Origin of the sequence: Saccharothrix sp. CB00851, from assembly GCF_001905065.1 — a bacterium.
GTDB lineage: Bacteria > Actinomycetota > Actinomycetes > Mycobacteriales > Pseudonocardiaceae > Actinosynnema.
Genome location: NZ_LWLC01000015.1, coordinates 1 through 22,522, shown reverse-complemented (window position 1 = coordinate 22,522; position 22,522 = coordinate 1). Strand labels below are relative to the sequence as shown.

Sequence of the window (22,522 nt, the reverse complement as noted above, 5' to 3'; positions counted from 1 at the left end):
ACGCGTGTGTCCTACGTTCGGAACAGGTGAGTTGAACGTTCGGGTCAGGGTGCGGCGGTGCGGCCGAGGGTGCTCTGGCGGGCGATCAGCCGGTGGCCGGCGCGGACCTCGATGCCGGGGAGCGGCTCGGTGCTGCCGATGCGCGCGAGCAGCCGGTCCACCGCCGTGGCCGCTATGGTCACCTTGTCCGGCGAGATGGTGCTGATCGGCGGGTTGGAGTAGCGGCCGTCCTCGATGTCGTCGTACCCGATGAGGGCGATGTCCTCGGGCACGCGCAGGCCGCGTTCCAGCACCTCGTGCAACGCGCCGAGCGCGACCAGGTCGCTGTAGCAGAACACGGCGTCCGGCGGGTCGGGCCGGTCGAGCAGCAGCCGCATCGCGCCCGAGCCGTCGGCCCGGTTGAACCTCGGCGTGGGGATGATCAGCGACTCGTCCACCGGCAACCCGGCCTCGGCGTGGGCCTGCCGGTAGCCGAGCGTGCGCAGTTGCGCGGCCTCGCCGGTCGGGTACGGCTGGTCGCCGATGGCCGCGATCCGGCGTCTGCCCAGGCCGATCAGGTGCGCGGTGGCCTCGCGGGACGCCGCCACGTCGTCGATGCCGACGTGGTCGAACGTGCCGTTGGACGACCGCTCGCCGAGCACGACCAGCGGCAGCGTGGGATCGCCGTCGTCCAGGTCCTCCTGCGCCAGCCCGAGCGGGCTGAAGATCATGCCGTCGAACAGCAGCGCCCGCGCGCCGCGCCGGATCAGCTCCCGCTCGTGCGCCGGGTCGCCGTCGGTCTGGTCGATCAGCACGTTGTAGCCGCGCTCGCGCGCCCTGGGGATGATTGCCTGGAGCAGTTCCGCGAAGTACGGCGTGTCCAGGTAGGGCACGACCACCGCGATCTGGCCGGAACGCCCGTTGGCGAGGTTGCGGGCCAGCACGTTGGGCCGGTAGCCCAGCTCCGCGATCGCCCGCTCCACCTTCTCGCGGGTCCGCTCGGTGACCCTGGCGTAGCCGTTGACCACGTTCGAGACCGTCCGCGCGGACACGCCCGCGAGCTCTGCTACGTCACGCAGCGTGGCGTCGCGCATGGTTCTCCTCCGTCGGACCGGCGCGGCGGCCCCACCGCTGCAGCGCTGCAAAGGAGTGTGCACGGCCACCTCCACCGCGACAAGCCCCGACCGCCGAGCGAGTCGCAACCGTCTCAAATCTCGTTTGGATTAACTTCAGATGAGGTCTTGCAGCGCGGCAAAACGCCGTCCATAGTGCTTTGCAGCGCAGCAAGACCGGTGCCACGGCGGCAGACACGGTCGGACTCCGAGGACCCGCCGGCCGTGGTGCGACACCCGGACCCCGACCCCCAGGCGCCAGTTCACGCCTCGCGGGGTCGCCGCACACCCTGTACGTCTAGTTCACGCACCGTGATCGCGATCGCGCATGCCCGGACGCATGCCGCGACGGAAAGGCGCACTCATGCTCGGCACCACCTGGTTGGCGAAACTCCGAGGGGGGCTCGCCGCCTGCGGCCTGCTCGCCGTGGCCGCGTGCGGCGGGGCGGGCGGCGACGACGGACCCGTGACGGTGTCCGTCTGGGCCTGGTACCCGGAGTTCAAGGGCGTGGTCGAGGCGTTCAACGCCTCCCACCCGGACATCAAGGTCGAGTGGACCAACGTCGGCACCGGACCCGACCAGTACGCCAAGCTCAAGACCGCGTTCACCGCGGGCAAGGGCGCGCCGGACGTGGCGATGGTGGAGTTCCAGCAGATCCCCACGTTCATCATCCTCGACGCCCTGGTGGACATGGGCGAGCACGGTGCCAACGAGGACAAGGACCTCTACGCCGAGTGGGCGTGGAAGCAGGCCACCGACGGCGACAAGGTCTACGCGATCCCGGTCGACGGCGGCCCGATGGCGTTGATGTACCGCAAGGACCTGTTCGACCAGCACGGCATCGCGGTGCCGACCACCTGGGCCGAGTACGGCGAGGCGGCCGTGAAGATGAAGGCCGCCGACCCGAACGCGCACATCGCGAGCTTCGGCAGCGACGGCGGCTGGATCAACGGCCTGATGTGGCAGGCGGGCTGCCGCCCGTACGGCTACTCGCAGGCCACCGCCAAGGACCAGGTGAAGATCAACCTGACCGCGCCGGAGTGCAAGAAGGTCTTCGACTTCTACGGTGACCTGGTCGACAAGGGCCTGATGGCCAAGGACCCGTTCTTCACCGCCGACGCCACCGCCGCGCTGGACTCGGGCAAGTACTGGACCTGGGCCGCGGCCGGCTGGACGCCCGGCTACGTGGCGGGCTCGTTGAAGAACACGGCGGGCAAGTGGGCGGTCGCGCCGATGCCGCAGTGGACCGCGGGCGCCGACGAGCAGGGCGACTGGGGCGGCTCCACGTTCACCGTGACCAAGCAGGCGAAGAACCCGAAGGCCGCGACGATCGTGGCGCGCGAGCTGTTCGGCAAGTCCAAGGAGGCCTGGGACATCGGGCTGAACAAGGCGTTCCTCTACCCGCTGGTGAAGGACGTCGCGGCGGACCCGGCGTTCACCGGCAAGGCCTACGAGTTCTTCAACGGCCAGAAGGTCAACGAGATCTTCGTGCCGGTGTCGAACAAGCTGGGCGAGTTCCAGTACACGCCGTTCCAGGACTTCGTCTTCGGCGAGCTGAACGACCGCAGCGCCGAGGCGATGTCGGGCAGCAGGCCGTGGAGCACGGTGCTGGAGGAGACGCAGAAGAACGTGGTCGCGTACGCCGAGCAGCAGGGCTTCAAGGTCAGCAAGTAACCCTCCGGCGGCCCGCCGCGGCGCACACCGCGCCGCGGCGGCCTGGAGGCCAAGTCAGGAGGTTCACCGTGACGCGGTCACTGCCGATCACGGCGCCCGCGGCCGACGACCCGCCCCCGGCCGCTCCGGTCGAGTCACGCGCGCGGCAGCGGTCGCGCCGGGTCACCGCGCACCCGGTGGCCGGGATGTTGTTCGTGCTGCCGTTCTTCCTCGTCGTCGTCGCGTTCCTGGTCGTGCCGCTGGGTTACGCGTTCTGGCTCAGCCTTTCCAGCAAGAGCCTGGCGCTGGGCACGCGGTTCAGCGGCTTCGACAACTACGTGCGCGCGTTCACCGACCCGGTGCTGCTGGACGGCCTGCTGCGGGTCGTCCTCTTCGGACTCGTCCAGATCCCGATCATGCTCGGCATCGCGCTGGCCGGCGCGCTGGTGCTGGACGCCGTCACGACGAAGTTCGCCCTCGCGTTCCGGCTCATCGCGTTCATGCCCTACGCCGTGCCCGCAGTGGTCGGCGCGCTCATGTGGGGCTTCCTCTACAGCCGCACGTTCGGACCGTTCGCCGACCTGCCGACGCTGGTGGGCGGCGATCCGATCGACTTCTTCAGCGCCTCGTTGTTGCTGGTGTCGCTGGGCAACATCGTCACGTGGGCGTGGACCGGGTACAACATGATCATCCTGTACTCGGCGCTGCAGGGCGTGCCGCGCGAGATGTACGAGGCCGCGGTGATCGACGGCGCCACGCCGGTGCAGGTCGCGTTGCGGGTCAAGGTGCCCGCGATCAAGCAGGCCATCTCGCTGGCCGCGATCTTCACCGTCATCGGCACCATGCAGTTCTTCACCGAGCCGCAGATCATGGCCAGGTTCGCGCCGCAGATCTCGGCCGGGTACACGCCGAACCTCTACGCCTACAACCAGGCGTTCGCCTACTCGGACTTCCACTACTCCGCCGCGGTGTCCTTCGCGCTCGGGTTCCTGGTGTTCGTGGTGGCCTACGCGTTCATGTTCGTCAACAACCGCAGGCGGGGGAAGCGCGCATGACCGTCGGCCGAGCGAACAACGGGACCAGGGTGGACACCCGGCTCCCGCACCTGTTGATGGGCGTGGGCATCCTCTACTTCCTGGTACCGCTGCTGTGGGTGGTCGTCGCGGCCACCAAGAGCCAGCCGGACCTGCTGGACAGCCCGGCGCTGTGGTTCGCCGAGTTCAACCTGTTCGAGAACATCGGGCTGCTGTTCCGCGAGGACGACGGCGTCTACGGCAAGTGGCTGGTCAACACGGCGCTGTACTCGGGGCTGAGCGCGTTGGGCGCCACGGCGCTCGCGGCCGCCGCCGGCTACGGCCTGGCCCGGTTCCAGTTCGTGGGCAAGCGGTTGTTCGAGACGGCGCTGCTGGGCATGATCATGGTGCCGGCCACCGCGCTGGTGCTGCCGACGTACCTGATCCTGTCGGAGGTGGAACTCGTCGACACGATGTGGGCGGTCATCCTCCCGTCGCTGCTGAGCCCGTTCGGCGCGTACCTGGTGCGCGTGTACGTGGCGGAGAGCGTGCCGGTGGAGCTGATCGACGCCGCCCGCATCGACCGGGCGGGCGAGCTGCGCATCTTCTGGCAGATCGCGCTGCCGATGATGCGGCCCGCGATCGTGACCGTCTTCCTGTTCACCCTGGTCGCCACCTGGAACAACTACTTCCTGCCGCTGGTCATGCTCAGCGACGCCGACCTCTACCCCCTCACCGTGGGCCTGACCACGTGGTTCAACACCGCGCAGCAGGAGGCAGGCACCCGCATGCTGTTCAACCTCGTGGTGACCGGCTCACTGCTGGCCATCGTCCCGCTCATCGTCGCCTTCGTCCTGCTGCAGCGCTTCTGGCGCAGCGGTGCGGCGGCAGGCGCCCTGAAGTAGGAGTCCCGTGCTCAACGCCTCCCTTGCCCTCAGCCCCGACTACGTCATCGCGCCCGTGCGACGCCGGCTCTTCGGGTCGTTCGTCGAGCACATGGGCCGCTGCGTCTACACCGGAATCTACGAGCCCGGCCACCCGACCGCCGACGAGGACGGGTTCCGCGGGGACGTGCTCGACCTGACCCGTGAACTGGGGGTGGAGCTGGTCCGCTACCCCGGCGGCAACTTCGTCTCCGGCTACCGCTGGGAGGACGGCGTCGGCCCCGTCGCGCAGCGGCCCGTGCGCCGTGAGCTGGCGTGGCACAGCCTGGAGACCAACGAGGTCGGCATCGACGAGTTCGTCCGCTGGGCGCGCAAGGCCGACGTCGAGATCATGTACGCGGTGAACCTCGGCACCCGCGGTGTCGCCGAAGCGCTCGACGTGCACGAGTACATGAACCACGACGGCGGCACGCACCTGTCCGATCTGCGCCGCGCCAACGGTTCCAAGGAACCGCACGGCGTCAAGCTGTGGTGCCTGGGCAACGAGCTGGACGGCCCGTGGCAGCTCGGCCACAAGACCGCGCACGAGTACGGCCGGCTGGCCGCCGAGACGGCCCGCGCGCTGCGGCAGGCCGAGCCGGACCTGGAACTGGTGGCGTGCGGCAGCTCCAGCTCGTCCATGCCGACGTTCGGCGAGTGGGAGTCCACCGTGCTGGAGCTGGCCTACGACGAGGTGGACCACATCTCGCTGCACGCCTACTACGAGGTGATCGACGGCGACGTGGACAGCTTCCTCGCCTCGGCGGTGGACATGGACCACTTCATCGACAGCGTGGTGGCCACCGCGGACGCGGTCGGCGCGCGGCTGAAGAGCAGCAAGAAGATCACGCTGTCGTTCGACGAGTGGAACGTCTGGTACATGAAGCGGTTCCACGCCGAGAAGCGCACCGAGTGGGAGGTCGCGCCGCGGGTCATCGAGGACCAGTACGACGTCACCGACGCGGTGGTGGTGGGCAACCTGCTGATCTCGTTGCTGCGCCACAGCGATCGGGTGGCGGTGGCGTGCCAGGCGCAGCTGGTGAACGTGATCGCGCCGATCCGCAGCGAGCCGGGCGGTCCGGCGTGGCGGCAGACGATCTTCCACCCGTTCGCGCTGACGTCCCGGTTGGCGCGGGGGCGGGTGCTGCGGGTGGAGACGTCGTCGCCGACGTACTCCACGCAGAAGTTCGGTGACGTGCCGGTGGTCGACGCGGTCGCCACGCACGACGAGGAGACCGGCGACACGGTGGTGTTCGTGGTCAACCGGCACCGGTCGGAGCCGGTCGACCTGCGGGTCGGCCTGGCGGCGTTCGGTGAGGTGGAGGTGGCCGAGGCGTGGACCGTGCACGACCCGGACGGCTCGGCGACCAACACCGAGACCGACCCGGACCGCGTCGTGCCGAAGCCGCGGGAGGTCACCCTCGCGGACGGCGAGCTGCACGCCGAGCTGCCGCCCGTGTCGTGGACGGCGGTGAGGCTCACGTCCCGGTCGTGACCGGCGACGGGGTTCGGGGCGACGGCGAGGGCGGCACGCGCAGCACGCGTGCCGCCCAGCCGGGCAGCCACCAGTTCCACCGGCCCATCATGGCGACGGTGGCGGGCACCAGCACCGACCTGACCAGGGTCGCGTCCAGCACGATGCCGAGCGCGACGCCCGACGCGAAGATCGCCACGTCCAGCTCGCCGCCGGCGGCCATCGACGCGAACGAGAAGAACAGGATCAACGCGGCGCACGTGACGAGCCTGCCGGTGCGGCCGATGCCCTGGACGACGGCCTCCCGCGTGTCACCGGTCCGGTCGTACTCCTCGCGCATCCGGGCGATGATGAACACCTCGTAGTCCATCGACAGCCCGTAGAGGAACGCGAAGACCGTCACCGGGACGAACGTGCCGATCGCGCCGTCGGGCTGGATGCCGAGCAGCGCCTCGGTGCCCCAACCCCACTGCCACACCACCACCATCGCCCCGAGCACGGCGCCCAGCGACAGCAGGTTGAGCAGGATCGCCTTGAGCGGCAGCAGGAGTGAGCGGAACGCGCGGGCCAGCATGACGAACGTGGCGGCGGCGAGCAGCGCGAGCATCCACGGGAACGCCGAGTACGTCACGTCGACGTAGTCCAGCTGCTGGGTGGCGTTCCCGCCGACGAGCACGCCGTCCGGCACCGCCGCACGCACCCGCCGGATCAGCTCCTCGCCCGCGTCCGAACCGCCCTCGGGCACGGGCAGCACGGTCACCAGCGCCGAGCCGTTCACACGCCAGTGGTCCGGTGCCGTCACGGCGTGCACGTCCGACAGCGCGGCGACGTCTGCCGCGACCTGGCCGACGTCCTGCCCCGGCGGCACGTACACGTCGAACGACGTGAGCACACCGGACGGCACGCCCGCTTCCCGCAGCGCCACCAACCCGTCGTGCCCGCTCCCCGAACGGGCCAGGTCGGCGGTCACCGGCACGCTCAGGTTGAGCCCGAGGGCGACCACCGACAGCCCGACCAGCACCCCGGCCGACACCAGCGCGGCGGGCACCCGGTGCCGCACGACCACGCGCGCCCACGCCGTCCACCGCCGTTCGGGCCGTTCGGGTTTCGCCGACGCGGTGGGTACGCGGTGGTGGAGGTGGCCGATGACGGGCCGGGGTTGAGCGATGAGGAGCGGGCCCATGTGTTCGAGCGCTTCTACCGGGCTCCTGCGGCCCGTGCGGATCACGGTGGGGCTGGTTTGGGCTTGTCCATCGTGGCCGCTGTCGCGGCGGCTCATGGGGGACGGGCTGAGGTGGGGTCGACTCCGGGTGGTGGGGCGACGTTCGTCGTGACCCTGCCCCAAGGGTTGGAAGAAACAAAAGATGAAAAGCGTCCTCGCCGGACGGGCAGATCAGCAGGATGACATCCCCCGGTTCCGTCTCCGTCTGGTTGCGTCGGGAACCCCCTGTTGGGTCGTGGTCCCGGACTCCGTGTCATCCCACCGACCTCCCTCCGGGCTACCACACGTGTCAAGGGCGGCGCGCGGTCCCAGTGAAGTGACAGTCGAAGTTGGACGCGCCGCCCTTGACACGTGCGGTAGGGCAAAGCCAGGTCGGCGGGATGACACGAAGCCCTACCTTTGGAAGGGCAAACAGCGCCGCCAGTGGCACGTGCCGGGGGTCGCGATCGGGCGCGGGGTCGAGCGGGCCCGGGGCGTGTGCGGCCGGGATGCTCTCGCTTTTCATTGGGAGGGGTTCGTGTCATCCCGCCGACCTGGCGTAGCCCTACCGCACGTGTCAAGGGGGCCTCGTGCGAGCGTTGCCTGATACTCCAACTTCGGGGCCCTCTTGACGCGTGTGGTAGCCCGGAGGGAGGTCGGTGGGATGGCACGGAGCCCGGCCCACGACGCAACAGCAGTTCCCGACGCAACCAGACCCCTAACGGGACTGGGGGATGTCATCCTGCTGATCTGCCCGTCCGGCGAGGACGCTTTTCAAGCTTTTCCTCATTCTTGATCCTCAAGCGCCGACATAGTCCGCCAAGTGATCACCAGTCAGGGTCGCACGCTTCGCGACGAGATCGGCCGGCGTCCCCTCGAACACGATCCGCCCACCGTCGTGACCGGCACCGGGACCGAGGTCGATGATCCAGTCGGCGTGCGCCATCACGGCCTGGTGGTGTTCGATCACGATGACCGACTTGCCCGAGTCGACCAGCCGGTCGAGCAGGCCCAGCAGGTTCTCGACGTCGGCCAGGTGCAGGCCCGTGGTCGGCTCGTCGAGGATGTAGACGTCGCCCTTCTCGGCCATCTGCGTCGCCAGCTTGAGCCGCTGCCGCTCGCCGCCGGACAGGGTCGTCAGTGGCTGTCCCAAGGTCAGGTAGCCCAGACCGACGTCAACCAACCGGTCGAGGATCTTGTGGGCGGCGGGGGTGCGGGCGTCGCCCTCGCCGAAGAAGGCCTCGGCCTCGATCGCGGACATGGCCAGGACTTCGGCGATGTTCCGGCCGCCCAGCGTGTACTCCAGCACCGTGGCCTGGAAACGCTTGCCCTCGCAGTCGTCGCACATCGTCTCGACGGTCGCCATCACGCCGAGGTCGGTGTAGATGACGCCGGCGCCGTTGCACGTGGGGCAGGCGCCTTCGGAGTTGGAGCTGAACAGCGCGGGCTTGACGCCGTTGGCCTTGGCGAACGCCTTGCGGATCGGTTCGAGCAGCCCGGTGTAGGTGGCCGGGTTGCTGCGCCGGGAACCGCGGATCGCGCCCTGGTCGATGACGACCACGCCGTCGCGCCCGGCGACCGAGCCGTGGATCAGCGAGCTCTTGCCGGACCCGGCGACACCGGTGAGCACGCACAGCACGCCGAGCGGGATGTCGACGTCGACGTCGCGCAGGTTGTGGGTGTCGGCGCCGCGCACCTCCAGCGCCCCGGACGGCGTGCGCACGGACGGCTTCACCGACGCCTTGTAGTCCAGGTGCCGCCCGGTGAGGGTGTCGGCGGCGCGCAGGCCGTCGACGGTGCCCTCGAACACCACCTCGCCACCGCCGGTGCCCGCGCCCGGCCCGAGGTCGACGACGTGGTCGGCGATCGCGATCACCTCGGGCTTGTGCTCCACCACCAGCACGGTGTTGCCCTTGTCGCGCAGTTGCCGCAGCAGGGCGTTCATCCGCTCGATGTCGTGCGGGTGCAGGCCGATGGTCGGTTCGTCGAAGACATAGGTCACATCGGTGAGCGACGAACCGAGGTGTCGGATCAGCTTGGTGCGCTGCGCCTCGCCGCCCGACAGCGTCCCGGAGGGACGGTCGAGGGAGAGGTAGCCGAGGCCGATGTCCACGAACGAGTCCAGCGTCCGCCGCAGGTTCGCCAGCAGCGGCGCCACGGAGGGCTCGTCCAGTTCGCGCACCCAGTCGGCCAGGTCGCTGATCTGCATCGCGCACGCGTCGGCGATGTTCTTGCCCTTGATCTTGGACGACAGGGCTTCCTTGGCCAGCCGGGTGCCGCCGCAGTCGGGGCAGGTCGTGAACGTCACGGCCCGCTCCACGAACGCGCGGATGTGCGGCTGCAGCGAGTCGACGTCCTTGGACAGGTAGGACTTCTGGATCGACGGGATCAGTCCCGAGTAGGTCAGGTTGATGCCCTCGATCTTGATCTTGGTTGGTTCCTTGTGGAGCAGGTCGTGCAGTTCGCGCTTGGTGTACTTGCGGATCGGCTTGTCCGGGTCGAAGAAGCCGCAGCCGCGGAAGATGCGGCCGTACCAGCCGTCCATGCTGTAGCCGGGGATGGTCAGCGCGCCCTCGTTGAGCGATTTGCTGTCGTCGTACAGCGCGGCCAAGTCGATATCGTTGACCGAGCCCATGCCCTCGCACCGCGGGCACATGCCGCCGAGGCGGTTGAACGTGGCCTTCTCGGCCTTGGTCTTGCCGCCGCGCTCGACCGTGATGGCGCCGCTGGCCTTCACCGACGGCACGTTGAACGAGTACGCGTTGGGCGGGCCGATGTGCGGCGAGCCGAGCCTGCTGAACAGGATGCGCAGCATCGCGTTGGCGTCGGTGACGGTGCCGACCGTGGAGCGGGGGTTCGCGCCGAGCCGCTCCTGGTCCACGATGATCGCGGTGGTCAGCCCTTCGAGCACGTCGACCTCGGGCCGGGCCAGCGTCGGCATGAAGCCCTGCACGAACGCGCTGTAGGTCTCGTTGATCATCCGCTGGGACTCGGCCGCGACCGTGCCGAAGACCAGCGAGCTCTTGCCCGAGCCGGAGACGCCGGTGAACACCGTGAGGCGGCGTTTCGGGATCTCGACGCTGACGTCCTTGAGGTTGTTCACGCGCGCGCCCTGCACGCGGATGAGGTCGTGGCTGTCGGCGAGGTGCGGCTCGGGCGACGGCGCGGTCTTCCTCGTGGCCATGCTGATCCTGTCTCCATCTATCTCGGTCTGTCGGGCGCGTGGACTTCCCCGGCGCGGGGTGTGCGTCGGGTGCCGTCACCCCGCCCGGGGACGGGCGTGGGGTGACGGCACGGTGCGGTCAGCTCTGCTGGATGCGGACCAGGTTGCCGGCGGGGTCGCGGAACGCGCAGTCCCTCACGCCGTAAGGCTGGTCGGTCGGTTCCTGGACGACCTCCGCGCCCGCCGCCTGGAGCTTGTCGAACACGCCTTCGAGGTCCTTGGTGGCCAGGTTGACGCCGCCGTAGGTGCCCTTGGCCATCATCTCGACGATGGTGCGGCGCTCGTCCTCGGTGATGCCGGGGTCGACGGCCGGCGGGTGCAGCACGATGGACGTGTCGGGCTGGCCGACCGGGCCCACCGTGATCCAGCGCATGCCCTCGTAGCCGACGTCGTTGCGGACCTCGAAGCCGAGCGCGTCGCGGTAGAAGGAGAGCGCGGCCTCCGGGTCGTCCTGCGGGAGGAAGCTGGAGTGAATGGTGATGTCCATGGCGGTCACGCTAGGTGAGGCTCGGAGCGGGCGCTTCTCGATTCCTGACCGGTCTGGTGACCTGCTTGGCCACGCACGCGGGCATGCCCTCGGCCTCGCCGGTCGCGTGGCGCCGGTACTCGCTCGGCGGCACGCCGACCAGCTCGGTGAACCGGGTGCTGAACGTGCCCAGGGACGAGCAGCCGACCTCGAAGCAGACCTCCGTGACGCTGAGGTCGCCCCGGCGCAGCAGTGCCTTCGCGCGCTCGATGCGCCGCGTCATCAGGTAGGAGTACGGTGACTCGCCGTAGGCAAGGCGGAACTGTCGGCTGAGGTGCCCGGCCGACATGTTGACGCCGCGCGCGAGCGCCTCGACGTCCAACGGCTGCGCGTACTCGCGGTCGATCCGGTCGCGGACGCGGCGCAGCCGGGCGAGGTCGCCCAGGCGGTGCGCCTCGGCGGATCTGCTGGTCACGTGCCCGATGGTGCCACATGGTGGAAAACGGGGCAGGCGAACGGCTTACCACCTGGCACGCTTCGGCGCGTGATCACGCGGGAACTGGTGCTGCTCGGCGGTGGGGCCGGGGTGGGCAAGTCGAGCGTCGGCTGGGAGGTGTCGCACCTGCTCCAGGCCCGGGGGACGGCGCACTGCCTGGTGGAGGGCGACTACCTGGACCAGATCCACCCGGCGCCCGCCGACGACCCGCACCGCACCGGCATCACCGAGCGCAACCTGGCCGCGGTCTGGGCCAACTACGCCGCGCTCGGGCAGCACCGGCTCGTCTACACCAACACGGTGAGCGTGCTGGAGGAGCCGATGATCCGGCGTGCCCTGGGTCCGGGGGAGGTCCGCTCGACGCTCGTGCTGCTGACCGCGTCGGAGGCGACCACCCGGGCACGGCTCGCCCGCCGTGAGATCGGCTCGCAGTTGCTGCCGCACATCGAGCGCAGCCTGGCGATGGCACGGCGGCTGGACGCGGACGCACCGCCCGGCACCGTCCGCATCGCGACGGACGACCGGTCGGTCGAGGACATCGCGCACGAGGTGGTGCGTGCCACCGGCTGGTGACGTCACGACAGCGACGACGTCACGGCAGTGACGCGGGCAGCCCGAACGCCGGGAAGTGCGCGCTGTCCACGAAGGACGTGATCTCGCGGATCCGGTCGCCCCGCAACGTCAGCACGTCGATCGACCACGCCAGGTACGCGCCCGCGTCCTCGTCCCACAGGTAGCAGGCGACGGCGGGCTGGCCGTTGGCGCTGGTCGGCAGGTGCCGCCACGGCGGGCAGGACGTCAGCGGCACCCGCACGGCGAAGTCGGTGACCGCCTCGATGCCCCGGTACCAGTGCGGCATCGGCGGCATCGACCACGTCACGTCCTCGGTGAGCAGCGCGACCAGGGCGTCGGCGTCGCCGCGTTCGAACGCGGTGGCGTAGTCGGCCACGACCTGCCGCAGGCGGGCGTCGTCGATCAGCCGCAACGTCTGCTGCTGCGTGCGTTCGGGCACCTTCTCGGCGACGACCCGCCGGGCGCGGGCCAGCGCAGAGTTCACCGAGGTGGTGGAGGTGTTCATCATGGTGGCGATCTCGGCCGCCGAGAACCCCAGCACCTCGAACAGCAGCAGCGCCGCCCGCTGGTTGCCGGGCAGGTGCTGCAGCGCGGCGACGAAGGCCAGTTCGACGGCCTCGCGCCGGTCGTAGCGCCCGGCCGGCCCGCCGTCGCCCAGCTCTCCGTCGGCCGGCCACGCGTCCGGGTACGGCCCGAGCCACGCCACGTCCGCCGCGGGCCCGCCGTCGACCACCGCCCGTTCGCCGGCGGGCCCCAGGTCCACCGGCAGGGCCCGTCGGCCGCGCCTCGCCACCGCGTCCAGGCACGTGCGGGTGGCCACCGTGTACAGCCAGGACCGCAGCGAGCTGCGCCCTTCGAAGCCGTGCAGCCCTCGCCACGCCCGGAGCAGGGCGTCCTGGAGGGCGTCGTCCGCGTCGTGGGTCGAGCCGAGCATGCGGTAGCAGTGGGCGTGCAGTTCCCGGCGCAGCGGCTCGACCAGGCGGGTGAACGCGGCACCGTCGCCCGCGCGGGCGCGTGCCAGGTCGGGGTCCTCGACCGCCGTCGCCGAACTCGACGGAGAAACTTCGCTCACGAGCGACGATTCTGCCTCACCCGGGGAGTCACTACCGGCGAACGAGCACTTCAGGACAGTTTCGAGGAGGATCCCCGAATGACCGAGACCGCCACCACCGAGACCCTGCGGGTGCCCGACGCGCTGCTGCACTACGAGCTGCGCGGCCGGGGGCCGTTGGTCGTGCTCGTCGCGGCGCCGATGGACGCCAGGTCGTTCGAGCCGCTGGCCGACCTGCTCGCCACCGACCACACGGTGCTCACCATGGACCCGCGCGGTATCTTCCGCAGCAAGGTCGACGACCCGGACCGCGACGCCACGCCGGAGCTGCGCGCCGACGACCTGGCGCGGTTGATCCGGCACGTGGACGCGGGTCCGGCGGCCGTGCTCGGTTCCAGCGGCGGCGCGGTCAGCGTGCTGGCGCTCGCGCAGGCGAACCCGGAGGTCGCGCACACCGTGATCGCGCACGAGCCGCCTCTCAACCAGCTCGTGCCCGACCGGGACGACCTGCTGAAGCGGACCGACGAGATGGTCGCCACCTACCTGTCCGGCGACTCCTCGGGCGCCTGGCGGCAGTTCCTGTCGATCGCGAACATCCACATGCCGGACGAGGTGGTCGAGCACATGTTCGGCGGTGAGCGCGACCCGCAGGACCTCGCCGACGAGCGGTTCCAGTACGAGCACATGCTGCGGCCGACGGTCCGGTGGGTGCCCGACTTCGACGTGCTGCGCGCCGCGTCGAGCCGGATCGTGGTCGGCATCGGCGAGGACTCGGGCGGCGAGCTGTGCGAGCGCACGTCGAAGGCCCTTGCCGAAGGGCTCGGTGTCGAGCCGACGATGTTCCCGGGCGGCCACATCGGTTTCGCCGACGACCCGGAGCGGTTCGCCACCCGGCTGCGCGAGGTGCTGCGGTAGACGACCCGGAGCCTCGCGCCTGGCCTGGCCTCGCGCCTCGCCCGGCTTCACGACCCGGCCCGGCTTCGTGCCCGGGAGGGTGGTGGCCGGGCTGCGCGAGGGGGCGGCGGCTGGGTGGCCCGGACGCCGTTCCCGCCGGCTAACGCCGTGCCGGGCGGCGGTGGTCGACGATGACGGACAGCGCGGCCACCGCCAGCCCGGCCAGGCTCAACGCCACCCCGACCCACGCGGTCGAGGTGTAGCCCCAGCCCGCGCCGATCGCCAGGCCGCCCAGCCACGCGCCCGCGCCGTTGGCGATGTTCAGCGCGGAGTGGTTGGACGACGACGCCAGCGACGGCGCGTCGGGGGAGGCGTCCATCAGCCGGACCTGCAACGCCGAGGCCAGGACCTGGGACACGAGCCCGATCAGGAACACCGTGCCGAACGCCATCACCGGCGAGGTCGCGGTCAGCGCGAACGCCACCAGCACGACCGTCACCGCGATCAGCGAGCCGAACACCGTGCCCATGACCGAGCGGTCCACGAACCGGCCGCCGACCGTGGCGCCGAGCGTCATGCCGAGCCCGAACACCGCCAGCACCCACGGCACGGCGGACGTCGACAGCGCGGAGACCTCGGTGGTGATGGGGGAGATGTAGGAGTAGACGGCGAACATGCCGCCGAACCCGATCATGCCGGTGAGCAGCGCGAACCACACCTGCGGCCGGCGGAACGCGCTCAGCTCGGCGGCCACGCTCGCGTCCCTCGGCGCCGGGACGCGCGGCAGCCACCTGGCCACCGCCAACGCCGTCGCGACCTCGATCACCGCCACCGCGAGGTAGGCCACCCGCCACCCGATCTGCTGGCCGGCGGCGGTGGCGACCGGCACGCCGACCAGGTTGGCCACGGTCAGCCCGACCATGATCCGCGCGACCGCCGTGCCCCGGCGCTCCGGCGGCACGAGCGTGGTCGCCACGACGGCCGCGATGCCGAAGAACGCGCCGTGCGGCAACCCGGCCACGAACCGCGCCATCATCAGCAGGCCGGTGTTCGGCGCGATGGCGGACAGCCCGTTGCCGACGGCCAGCGCGATGGTCAGCCCGATCAGCAGGCCCTTGCGCGGCAGCTTCGCGGCCAGCCCGGCGATGAGCGGCGCGCCGACCACCACGCCGAGCGCGTAGAGGCTGATCGCGTGGCCCGCGGTGGGGATGGAGATGTCGAACGTGGCCGCCATCTGCGGCAACAGGCCCATGGTGGCGAACTCGGTCGTCCCGATGCCGAACCCGCCCAGCGCCAGGGCGACCATCGCCGCCCCGCCGCCCTTGCCACGACGGGTCACAGTGGACTCGACGGTCGCCGTCATGCGTCGCTCCTGTCAGCTGTCCCGAGTCGACAGTGACCACGCGACGAAGGTTGCTTAGCTACTGAAACGATTTTACCGACAACCGCCGACCCACCCCGCACCCCACCGCCGTGCCGCTGCTCACACGGCGGTTGGTGATGCCCGGCCCTGTTCACCTCCGCGGTGGACAGGGCCGGGGTCGGCGGTTGCGTAGTCCTCCCCGGGAGTCAGTGGGAGCGCTTGCGCAGGACGATCAGCGCGACCGCGAACGCGGCGGCCAGCAGCGAGGCGGCGACGGTGAACGCCACGTGGTACCCGGCGGTCAGGGCGGCCGGCTCGGTGACGCCCGATGCCAGTTCCTCCCCGGTCCGCGCGGCCGCCAGCGTGGACAGCACGGCCACGCCCACCGCCATGCCGACCTGCTGCGTGGTGTTGAACAGGCCGGACACCAGGCCCGCGTCGTCCGGCTTCGCGTCGGACATGCCCAGTGACGCCAGCGCGGGCAGCACGAGCCCGCCGCCGGCGATCAGCAGCATGACCGGCAGCAGGTCGGTGACGTAGTCGGCGTCCACCGGGACCGCGGTCAGCTTCACCATCGCGCCCGCCAGCAGCACCAGCCCGACCAGCAGCACGGCCCGTTCACCGAACCGCGTGTTCAACCGGGCCGACACGAACAGCGACACACCGCCGATCGCGACCGCCGCCGGCAGCATCGCCAGCCCCGTGCCGAGCGCGCTGTAGGCCAGCACCTTCTGCATGAACAGCGCCACGATGATCTGGAACGCGAACATCGCCGACAACGTGAGGATCTGCACCAGGTTCGCGCCGACCACGTTGCGGGAACGCAGGATCCGCAGCGGCATCAACGGCGTCCGCGCCCGGGCCTGCCGGACGGTGAACGCGGCCAGCAACGCCACCGACAACGCGCCCAGCCCGAGCGTGTGCGCCGCCGTCCACCCGTGCTCCTCGACCTTGACCACGGTGTAGATGCCGAGCATCAGGCCGCTGGTGACCAGCGCCGCGCCGAGCACGTCGGCGCCGGCGGACAGGCCCGCGCCCCGGTCGGCGGGCAGCACGCGGATCGCCAGCAGCACGGTGGCCAGGCCGATCGGCAGGTTGATGAAGAAGATCCAGTGCCAGCTCAGCGCGTCGGTCAGCACGCCGCCGAGCACCTGCCCGATGGACGCGCCCGCCGCGCCGGTGAAGCTGAACACGCCGATCGCCTTGGCGCGTTCGGCGGGGTCGGTGAACAGCGTGACCAGGATGCCGAGCACGACGGCCGACGCCATCGCGCTGCCCGCGCCCTGCAGGAACCGGGCCGCGATCAGCAGACCGGGCGTGGTCGCGGCACCGGCCAGCAGCGACGCGGCGGTGAACACGATGTTCCCGGCCAGGAACATCGCCTTGCGGCCGATCAGGTCACCGAGCCGCCCGGCGAGCAGCAACAGGCCGCCGAACGCGATCAGGTAGGCGTTGACGGTCCAGCTCAGCCCGGCGGGGGAGAAGCCGAGGTCACGCTGGATGGCGGGCATGGCCACCGTGACGATGCTGCCGTCGAGGATGGTCATCAGCATCGCGGCGGACAGCACGACCAGCGCGGACCAGTGGTTCGCACGGGGCTTGTCGGGCGATGCGTCGAGCGGTGTTGCGAGTGGGGTTGCGAGTGGGGTTTCGAGCGAGGACGACATGAGGCTCTCCTGTTCCGGGCGTGACAGGAGAAACCGTAGCGGATAGTTTTGTTGCAGACAATCTCTTTCGGGCTTACCTGGTGCTCTCGCGGGCCCGACGGGCCGTCTGCGGTGCCGGGATGGGGGTGGCCAAGTGGCCGGTGACCAGCAGGTTCAGCGCGTGCAGGAGCGCTTCGCGATCTTTGGCGGGCAGCGAGTCGAGGGCGGCCCGGTGCACGCCGTCCACGATCGCCTGGCTCTGCCTGGCCAGCTCGGCGCCCTTCTCGGTGACGGCGACGATCCGGGCCCGCCGGTCGGTGCTGGACGGCCGGCGCTCGGCGAGGCCCGCCTTCTCCAACGCGTCCACGGTGACCACCATCGTGGTCTTGTCCATGTCGCCGATCTCGGCCAACTGGATCTGCGTGCGCTCCTCCTGCAGGGCGTGCACGAGGACGCAGTGCATGCGCGCGGTCAGGCCGATCTCGGCCAGCGCCGCCGCCATCCGGGTGCGCAGCACGTGACCGGTGTGGTCCAGCAGGAACGACAGGTCGGACTCGGTGCGGGCTGGGGCCATGGCGGACATGGCCCCAGTCTAGCTACCAGGACAACACCGGATTATCCGCAACGAATCGAGTTACGCCACCGGTGGGTGAGCGTTGCGCAGCAGTTCCTGGAACTGCGCCGAGTGCCAACGTCCGGCCAGCGGCGCGTCCGGCCACGCACCGGTCGGGTCGTAGGTGGAAGTCGGCCTGCTGTCGTAGAAGGGGTCGCACTCCCGGTTGAAGTTCTCCTCGCTGTTCGGGATCTGGATGCTCACGCCGTCCGACTCGCCGGGCGGCTTCATCCACACGTAGGCGTCGATGCCCGGTCGCGGCGCCGCCACCGGCCGTTCACCCAGGCCCGTGCCCATCTGGTTGCACCAGTTGTAGACCCGGGCCCTGCGGTCGATCCGGCTGCTGTCGACGTAGATGTCCACGGTCGTCTCCGGGCCTGGCTTCGTCGGCCGGTTCGGTCCGCCCCACCCGTTGCGGGAGGTGTCGACCAGCACGCCGATGCGCGGGTCGAAGCCGGCGGCCACCGCCTCGGCGCGGAAGACGTCCACGAAGGACAGCTCGTCGATGAACGGGTTCCAGTCGAACCACCGGCTCTGCCGGATGTGCTGCCCGTTGATCTCCGTCTTGACGATGAACTCCTCGCGCAGCGCCGAGTAGTTGGCGGTGTTGGAGATCAAGCCGTGCACCCTGGCCATCGTGCTGCCGCCCGAGCGGGCCGCCTTCGCCAGCTGCTCCAGCATCGGCTTGCGGTCCTCGTCCCAGCCGATGTTCCCGTAATTGCTGATGTCGAGGTAGTTGTAGACGTTGCGCACCGCGCCGAGCTTCGCCAGCGCGTAGCCGATGCCCTCGGTGTAGGCGCCGTTGGCCTTCATCGTCTCGCAGGCCAGCGTGGCCCACGGGCGCGGATACGTGTGCGTCACCAGGAACGGCAGCGAGTTCGGCTCCACGACCGCGACCACCCGCAGCCGCGCGTACGCGGGCTCCGCCAGGATCGCGGCGATCGGGTCGACGAACTCCTGCTTGTAGCGCGGCAGGCCGCTCGGCAGGAGCTCGCCGTTGCTGGCCAGCCAGCCGCAGTCGCGGCCCGGCAGGTTCCACAGCACGAGCTGCACGAGGGTGGCGCGCTGCCGCAGCGCCTCGTCCAGGTGCGCCCGCAGACCCATCCTGCCGTTCGTGCCGTGGACCGACGCGATGCTGGTCAGCCACACGCCGGTCGGCTGCTGGGCGACGGCCGCGCCACCCGGCTCGGCGGCGGCCCGCGCGGACCACTCCGGGTTGACGTAGGCACGGGCGCCGACGTACGGGTTGTCCACGCGCGGCGACCAGTGGGGGACCGTGCTCGCACCGGCCGGGGCGGCGACCGCGAGCCCCGCGGCGACCGCGACCGCCGTCAGCACGTGGCCGACGCGTAAGAGAGACCTCATGGACTGCATACCTCCGGTTGATCACAACGATGTGAGGGAGGCGGTGTGCTACCCACCGTACCGCGACCGGGCGACTACCGGCCGTGATCGCGGGTGGAGGGCTTCGGGGTCGTCAGAGGTCGTCCACGCCGATCAGCCCGTCCTGGATGGCCCGCGCCACCAGCGCGGCCTTCGTCGGTGCCTCCCGCCCGATCAGCGCGTACTTGACCCGGATCCGCTCCAGGTGCGAGTTCACCGTGCTCAGCGAGATGCCCAGCCGCTGCGCCACGAAGTCCTTGGACTCCGACTGGAACCACTCGACCAGCACCTCGACCTCGCGCGCCGACAGCGCGGGCCGGTGGTCGGACCGGTCACCCGCCAACGCGCCCGCCAGCGACGGCGGCGTGTACGGCCTGCCCTCCGCCGCCGCCCGGGTCGCCTGCACCAGGTGCTCCGCGCCCTCCGCCTTGGTCAGGTAGCACAACGCGCCCAGCTCCAGGCACTGCAACGCGATGTCGTCGTCGGCGCGCATCGAGTACACGACGACCCGCCGACCGGCCTCGACCAGCCGGCGCAGGTCGCCGAGCACCGGCGTCGGCCCGCCCAGGTGCAGGTCGAGGATCACCACGTCGGCGTTCGCGCCCTCGCCGAGCCACGCCGAGCGCACGTCGTCACCGCCGGCGACGACCCTGATCGGCGGCGTGCCGGAGGACAGCCAGTAGGCGACACCCGCGCGCACCGCCGGGTGGTCGTCCACCACCACCGCGCTCAGCTCGTCCGCCATCGGGCCTCCATCCGCGTGTGCCGACCGTACGTGCCGCCTTCGACCTCGACCCGACCCCTCGCGGTTCCCACCTCGACCTCGGCGTCGGAGACGACGGCCACCCGCACCTCGCCCTCGGTGCGCAGCAGGCTCACCCGCGCCCGTTCCCGTGCCGCCGCCAACGCCTCCACCAGCGGCCCGGTCAGCTCCCGTCGCACGTCGGTCGGCACCGGCACGGGCGCCCCGCTGACCGCGAGCGACACCGCCACCCCGCGCCGCTCGGCGACGTGCACGCACGCCGTGACCTCGTGCACCAGCGGGTCGGGCACGTCGTCGTTCTCGACGAACAACCGGCGCAGCTGGGTCGCGGCGAGCGCGCACCGCTGCCGCGTGTCGTCGTCCCGGGGGTCGAGCACACCGTCGGCCAGGTCCGCGAGCAGCGGCAACGTGCTGCCGAGCTGCCCGGCGAACCCGGCGCGCAGGTCCTGCTCCCACTGCTCGGCCAACGCGGCACGCGTCGCCGCGCGCTCCCGTTCGGCGGCCACCTCGACGGCCTGGGCCGCGTTGCGCAGCATGAACCGGGTCATCACCAGGGCACCGAGCTGGAGGCTGGTCACGCTGAGCACGACCACGCCGACGTTGCCGATCTCGGCCCGGTCCGGCGTGCCGGCGAGCAGCCACTGCCCGACGCCGAGCACGATGTGCGCCGCCTGCGCGGCGAGCAGCGCGGGGACACGGTCCAGCAGCAACAGCAGCAGCGACCACCCGATCTGGCCCCACGACCAGTGCGCCGGCCCGAACAGCTCGTACGACGGCAACACGGCCGTGGCCACCGCGGAAGCCGCCATCACCGCCACCACACCAGCCACGACCACCGCCCGCGGCAGGGGTTCGCGGCGCACCACCCAGAACGCGCACAGCAGCGTGACCGACACCAGCACCGCGAACGCGACCCGCGCCGCCGGGTGGTGGGGGTAGGTGAGCAGGGCGCCGAAGCCGAGGCTCGCCTGCAGCACGGAGGTGACGCCGAGCAGGATCAGCCGCACGCCGGCGAACACGTGCCGCTCGGCCTCACGGCTGTCGTCACCACCGTGATCGCGCTCGTTGCGACCCCAGGAGAGCGACGGACCCGTCCACGACCGCGCCCCGACCTCTTGATCAATCACCGGGCCACTCCAACCGCACCGTCGTCCGACCGGGCCGGGACGTCACCTCGGCCCGCCCGCCGACGGCCGCCATCCGCTCGACCACCGACCCGCGCAGACCCCGCCGGTGGTCCGAGACCGCGCCGACGTCGAACCCCCGCCCCGCGTCGGTCACCTCCACCTCGACCCCGCCCCCGCCCCCGGTGGCCCGGACCCGCAGCCGCGCCGCACCGGTCCCGGCGTGCCGCTCCACGTTCGTCAACGCCTCCCGCACCGCCCGCACCAGCGCCAACGCCACCGAAGCCGGCAGCACCACGCTCTCCCACCGCGCGTCGACCTCCAGCGGACTGCCCTCCACCACCGCCCGCAACGACGAGCCGACGTCCACCGCGCTGTCCCGCGGCACACCCGACCCGCCGGTCAGCAGGTCCAGGTCGCGGCGCGCGTACCCGGCGACCTCCGCCGGGTCGGACGCCCGCCCGTTCACCGCCACCGCCAGGAACGTCGCCGAGGCCGTGTCGTGCAGCAGCGCCAGGTACTCGCGGTCACGCCTGCGCCGCGCCAACGCCACCGCCTCCTGGCGCTCCAGCGCCGCGCGCCGCGTCCGCAACTCGTCCACGCGCCGTGACGACCGGCGCAGCAGCAGCAACGCCAACCGCGCCAACACGCACTCCACCACCACCCGCAGCACCACCGCCCCGTCACCCCACACGGCGGTGAGGTAGACGGTGAGCAGCGCGGCCGTGGTCGGCACGGTGACCTTCGGCCCCCACTCCCACTGCAACGTGATCGCGGTGGTGGTGAGCACGTTGAGCGACCACGCGCCGGTGGCGCCGAACTGCTCCTGCGCCGCGCACAGCGCCACCACCCGCACGATCGACAGCACGAACGCGGCCCGCGGCGACCTGAAGTCCGCCACCGCGCCGATCAGCACCAGACCGAACAGCCCCAGGCCCAGCGGCAGGACGTCGGTCGGCACGGACAGCACGCCGAACGCGCTGATCAGCGTCACCCCGACACCGCGGACCGGCCCGGCGAACCGCGCGAAGGCGGCCACGAGTTCGGTCTCGACCTGACCCGGCATGCGGCGAACCCTATAGCCGCACGGTCCAGGGTGGACGGCGGGTGACGTGCCCGCGAACGGCCGAGAGCGCTCCCATGACAACAGTGGACAGAATCCGCCCCAGGTCTTCCGGCCCGCACGCCCGGTTGGGTAGACCCGAGGGCATGGGGGACGCGGCGCGGGTGTTCACGGCCGGGTTGGCGATGGTGCCGGCGGCGGGGTTGGCGGTGCCGGCCACCGCCTCGGCCGTGGACCCGGTCGGGCACGTCGACCCGCTCATCGGCTCGGCGGGCGGCGGCAACACCTACCGCGCGAGGACTTCGTCACCCGGGGTGGCGAGTTGGTGGTGGACGTCGCGGCCACTTCCAATACTTCGTGGGGCACCACCGACCTGCCGGTCGACCACGTGCCGGCGGTGTCCGCTTCCTTCGGTGGTTGAGCCTCAAGTCCGGCTCGAGTCTCAAGTCCGGCTCGAGTCTCAAGTCCGGCTCGATTTGACATGGGGCCCCTTACCTTGATCTTTAAC

Annotated in this window: 20 protein-coding genes; 7 read left to right on the top strand and 13 right to left on the bottom strand. The window is 71.0% G+C overall.

The features are described from left to right. Positions 1–44 precede the first annotated feature (44 nt). Complete coding sequence (locus tag A6A25_RS16725) at positions 45–1,073, bottom strand: LacI family DNA-binding transcriptional regulator (RefSeq protein ID WP_073890988.1); 1,029 nt, start codon at positions 1,071–1,073, stop codon at positions 45–47. A 382-nt stretch (positions 1,074–1,455) separates the two neighbouring features. On the opposite strand from A6A25_RS16725, the gene A6A25_RS16720 reads away from it, so the two are divergent. The 4 genes from A6A25_RS16720 to arfA all read left to right on the top strand — a co-directional run bounded on the left by A6A25_RS16720 (position 1,456) and on the right by arfA (position 6,176). After that, entirely contained in the window at positions 1,456–2,766 is a 1,311-nt protein-coding gene (locus A6A25_RS16720) for an ABC transporter substrate-binding protein (protein WP_073890985.1), read from the top strand. A gap of 68 nt (positions 2,767–2,834) precedes the next feature. Continuing rightward, the gene (locus A6A25_RS16715) at positions 2,835–3,800 is read left to right on the top strand and encodes a carbohydrate ABC transporter permease (protein WP_241828757.1); all 966 of its coding nucleotides are present in this window, start codon (positions 2,835–2,837) and stop codon (positions 3,798–3,800) included. Beyond that, the gene (locus A6A25_RS16710; RefSeq protein ID WP_073890982.1) at positions 3,797–4,663 is read left to right on the top strand and encodes a carbohydrate ABC transporter permease; all 867 of its coding nucleotides are present in this window, start codon (positions 3,797–3,799) and stop codon (positions 4,661–4,663) included. Before A6A25_RS16715 ends, A6A25_RS16710 begins: the two co-directional genes overlap by 4 nt. Before the next feature lie 7 nt (positions 4,664–4,670). Next, entirely contained in the window at positions 4,671–6,176 is a 1,506-nt protein-coding gene (gene arfA / locus A6A25_RS16705) for an arabinosylfuranosidase ArfA (RefSeq protein ID WP_073890978.1), read from the top strand. Here arfA and A6A25_RS45525 read toward each other — a convergent pair. Then, the gene (locus tag A6A25_RS45525; protein WP_083668407.1) at positions 6,160–7,338 is read right to left on the bottom strand and encodes an MMPL family transporter; all 1,179 of its coding nucleotides are present in this window, start codon (positions 7,336–7,338) and stop codon (positions 6,160–6,162) included. The two genes, arfA and A6A25_RS45525, sit on opposite strands and share 17 nt — an antisense overlap. Between A6A25_RS45525 and A6A25_RS45520 the strand changes: the two genes are divergently transcribed. Next, the gene (locus A6A25_RS45520; protein WP_083668422.1) at positions 7,285–7,560 is read left to right on the top strand and encodes an ATP-binding protein; all 276 of its coding nucleotides are present in this window, start codon (positions 7,285–7,287) and stop codon (positions 7,558–7,560) included. The two genes, A6A25_RS45525 and A6A25_RS45520, sit on opposite strands and share 54 nt — an antisense overlap. Positions 7,561–8,155: 595 nt before the next feature. On the opposite strand, the gene A6A25_RS16690 is transcribed toward A6A25_RS45520, so the two are convergent. From A6A25_RS16690 to A6A25_RS16680, 3 genes are all read right to left on the bottom strand, one after another. Then, positions 8,156–10,546 carry an ATP-binding cassette domain-containing protein gene (locus A6A25_RS16690; protein WP_380736054.1) on the bottom strand — a complete coding sequence of 797 codons (2,391 nt, stop codon included), beginning with the start codon at positions 10,544–10,546 and terminating at the stop codon, positions 8,156–8,158. Between the two features lie 112 nt (positions 10,547–10,658). Next, a complete protein-coding gene (locus tag A6A25_RS16685) occupies positions 10,659–11,066 on the bottom strand; it encodes a VOC family protein (RefSeq protein WP_073891267.1) in 408 nt (135 codons plus the stop codon). A 10-nt stretch (positions 11,067–11,076) separates the two neighbouring features. Continuing rightward, positions 11,077–11,520 (bottom strand): helix-turn-helix transcriptional regulator, encoded by a 444-nt coding sequence (locus A6A25_RS16680; protein WP_083668406.1) that lies wholly within the window; start codon positions 11,518–11,520, stop codon positions 11,077–11,079. A gap of 69 nt (positions 11,521–11,589) precedes the next feature. Here A6A25_RS16680 and A6A25_RS16675 point away from each other — a divergent pair, with 69 nt between their 5' ends. Beyond that, positions 11,590–12,114, top strand: a complete 525-nt coding sequence (locus A6A25_RS16675) for a hypothetical protein (RefSeq protein ID WP_073890969.1) — start codon at positions 11,590–11,592, stop codon at positions 12,112–12,114. 19 nt (positions 12,115–12,133) lie between these two features. Here A6A25_RS16675 and A6A25_RS16670 read toward each other — a convergent pair whose 3' ends face one another. Further along, positions 12,134–13,186, bottom strand: a complete 1,053-nt coding sequence (locus A6A25_RS16670) for a sigma-70 family RNA polymerase sigma factor (protein ID WP_073890966.1) — start codon at positions 13,184–13,186, stop codon at positions 12,134–12,136. A gap of 78 nt (positions 13,187–13,264) precedes the next feature. Here A6A25_RS16670 and A6A25_RS16665 point away from each other — a divergent pair, with 78 nt between their 5' ends. Next, entirely contained in the window at positions 13,265–14,080 is an 816-nt protein-coding gene (locus A6A25_RS16665; protein WP_073890964.1) for an alpha/beta fold hydrolase, read from the top strand. Between the two features lie 139 nt (positions 14,081–14,219). On the opposite strand, the gene A6A25_RS16660 is transcribed toward A6A25_RS16665, so the two are convergent. The 7 genes from A6A25_RS16660 to A6A25_RS46330 form a co-directional block, all read right to left on the bottom strand. After that, positions 14,220–15,422, bottom strand: a complete 1,203-nt coding sequence (locus A6A25_RS16660; RefSeq protein WP_073890961.1) for an MFS transporter — start codon at positions 15,420–15,422, stop codon at positions 14,220–14,222. Positions 15,423–15,628: 206 nt separating this feature from the next. Further along, entirely contained in the window at positions 15,629–17,089 is a 1,461-nt protein-coding gene (locus tag A6A25_RS16655) for an MFS transporter (RefSeq protein WP_073890959.1), read from the bottom strand. A 73-nt stretch (positions 17,090–17,162) separates the two neighbouring features. Then, complete coding sequence (locus tag A6A25_RS16650) at positions 17,163–17,651, bottom strand: MarR family winged helix-turn-helix transcriptional regulator (RefSeq protein WP_073890956.1); 489 nt, start codon at positions 17,649–17,651, stop codon at positions 17,163–17,165. 51 nt (positions 17,652–17,702) lie between these two features. Continuing rightward, positions 17,703–19,046 (bottom strand): glycoside hydrolase family 6 protein, encoded by a 1,344-nt coding sequence (locus A6A25_RS16645; RefSeq protein WP_073890953.1) that lies wholly within the window; start codon positions 19,044–19,046, stop codon positions 17,703–17,705. 112 nt (positions 19,047–19,158) lie between these two features. Then, the gene (locus tag A6A25_RS16640) at positions 19,159–19,809 is read right to left on the bottom strand and encodes a response regulator transcription factor (protein WP_073890951.1); all 651 of its coding nucleotides are present in this window, start codon (positions 19,807–19,809) and stop codon (positions 19,159–19,161) included. Next, positions 19,794–20,954, bottom strand: a complete 1,161-nt coding sequence (locus A6A25_RS16635) for a hypothetical protein (protein ID WP_241828755.1) — start codon at positions 20,952–20,954, stop codon at positions 19,794–19,796. Before A6A25_RS16635 ends, A6A25_RS16640 begins: the two co-directional genes overlap by 16 nt. Further along, complete coding sequence (locus tag A6A25_RS46330; protein WP_073890948.1) at positions 20,947–22,017, bottom strand: sensor histidine kinase; 1,071 nt, start codon at positions 22,015–22,017, stop codon at positions 20,947–20,949. The genes A6A25_RS16635 and A6A25_RS46330 overlap by 8 nt, the downstream gene beginning before the upstream one ends. Positions 22,018–22,522: the final 505 nt, after the last annotated feature.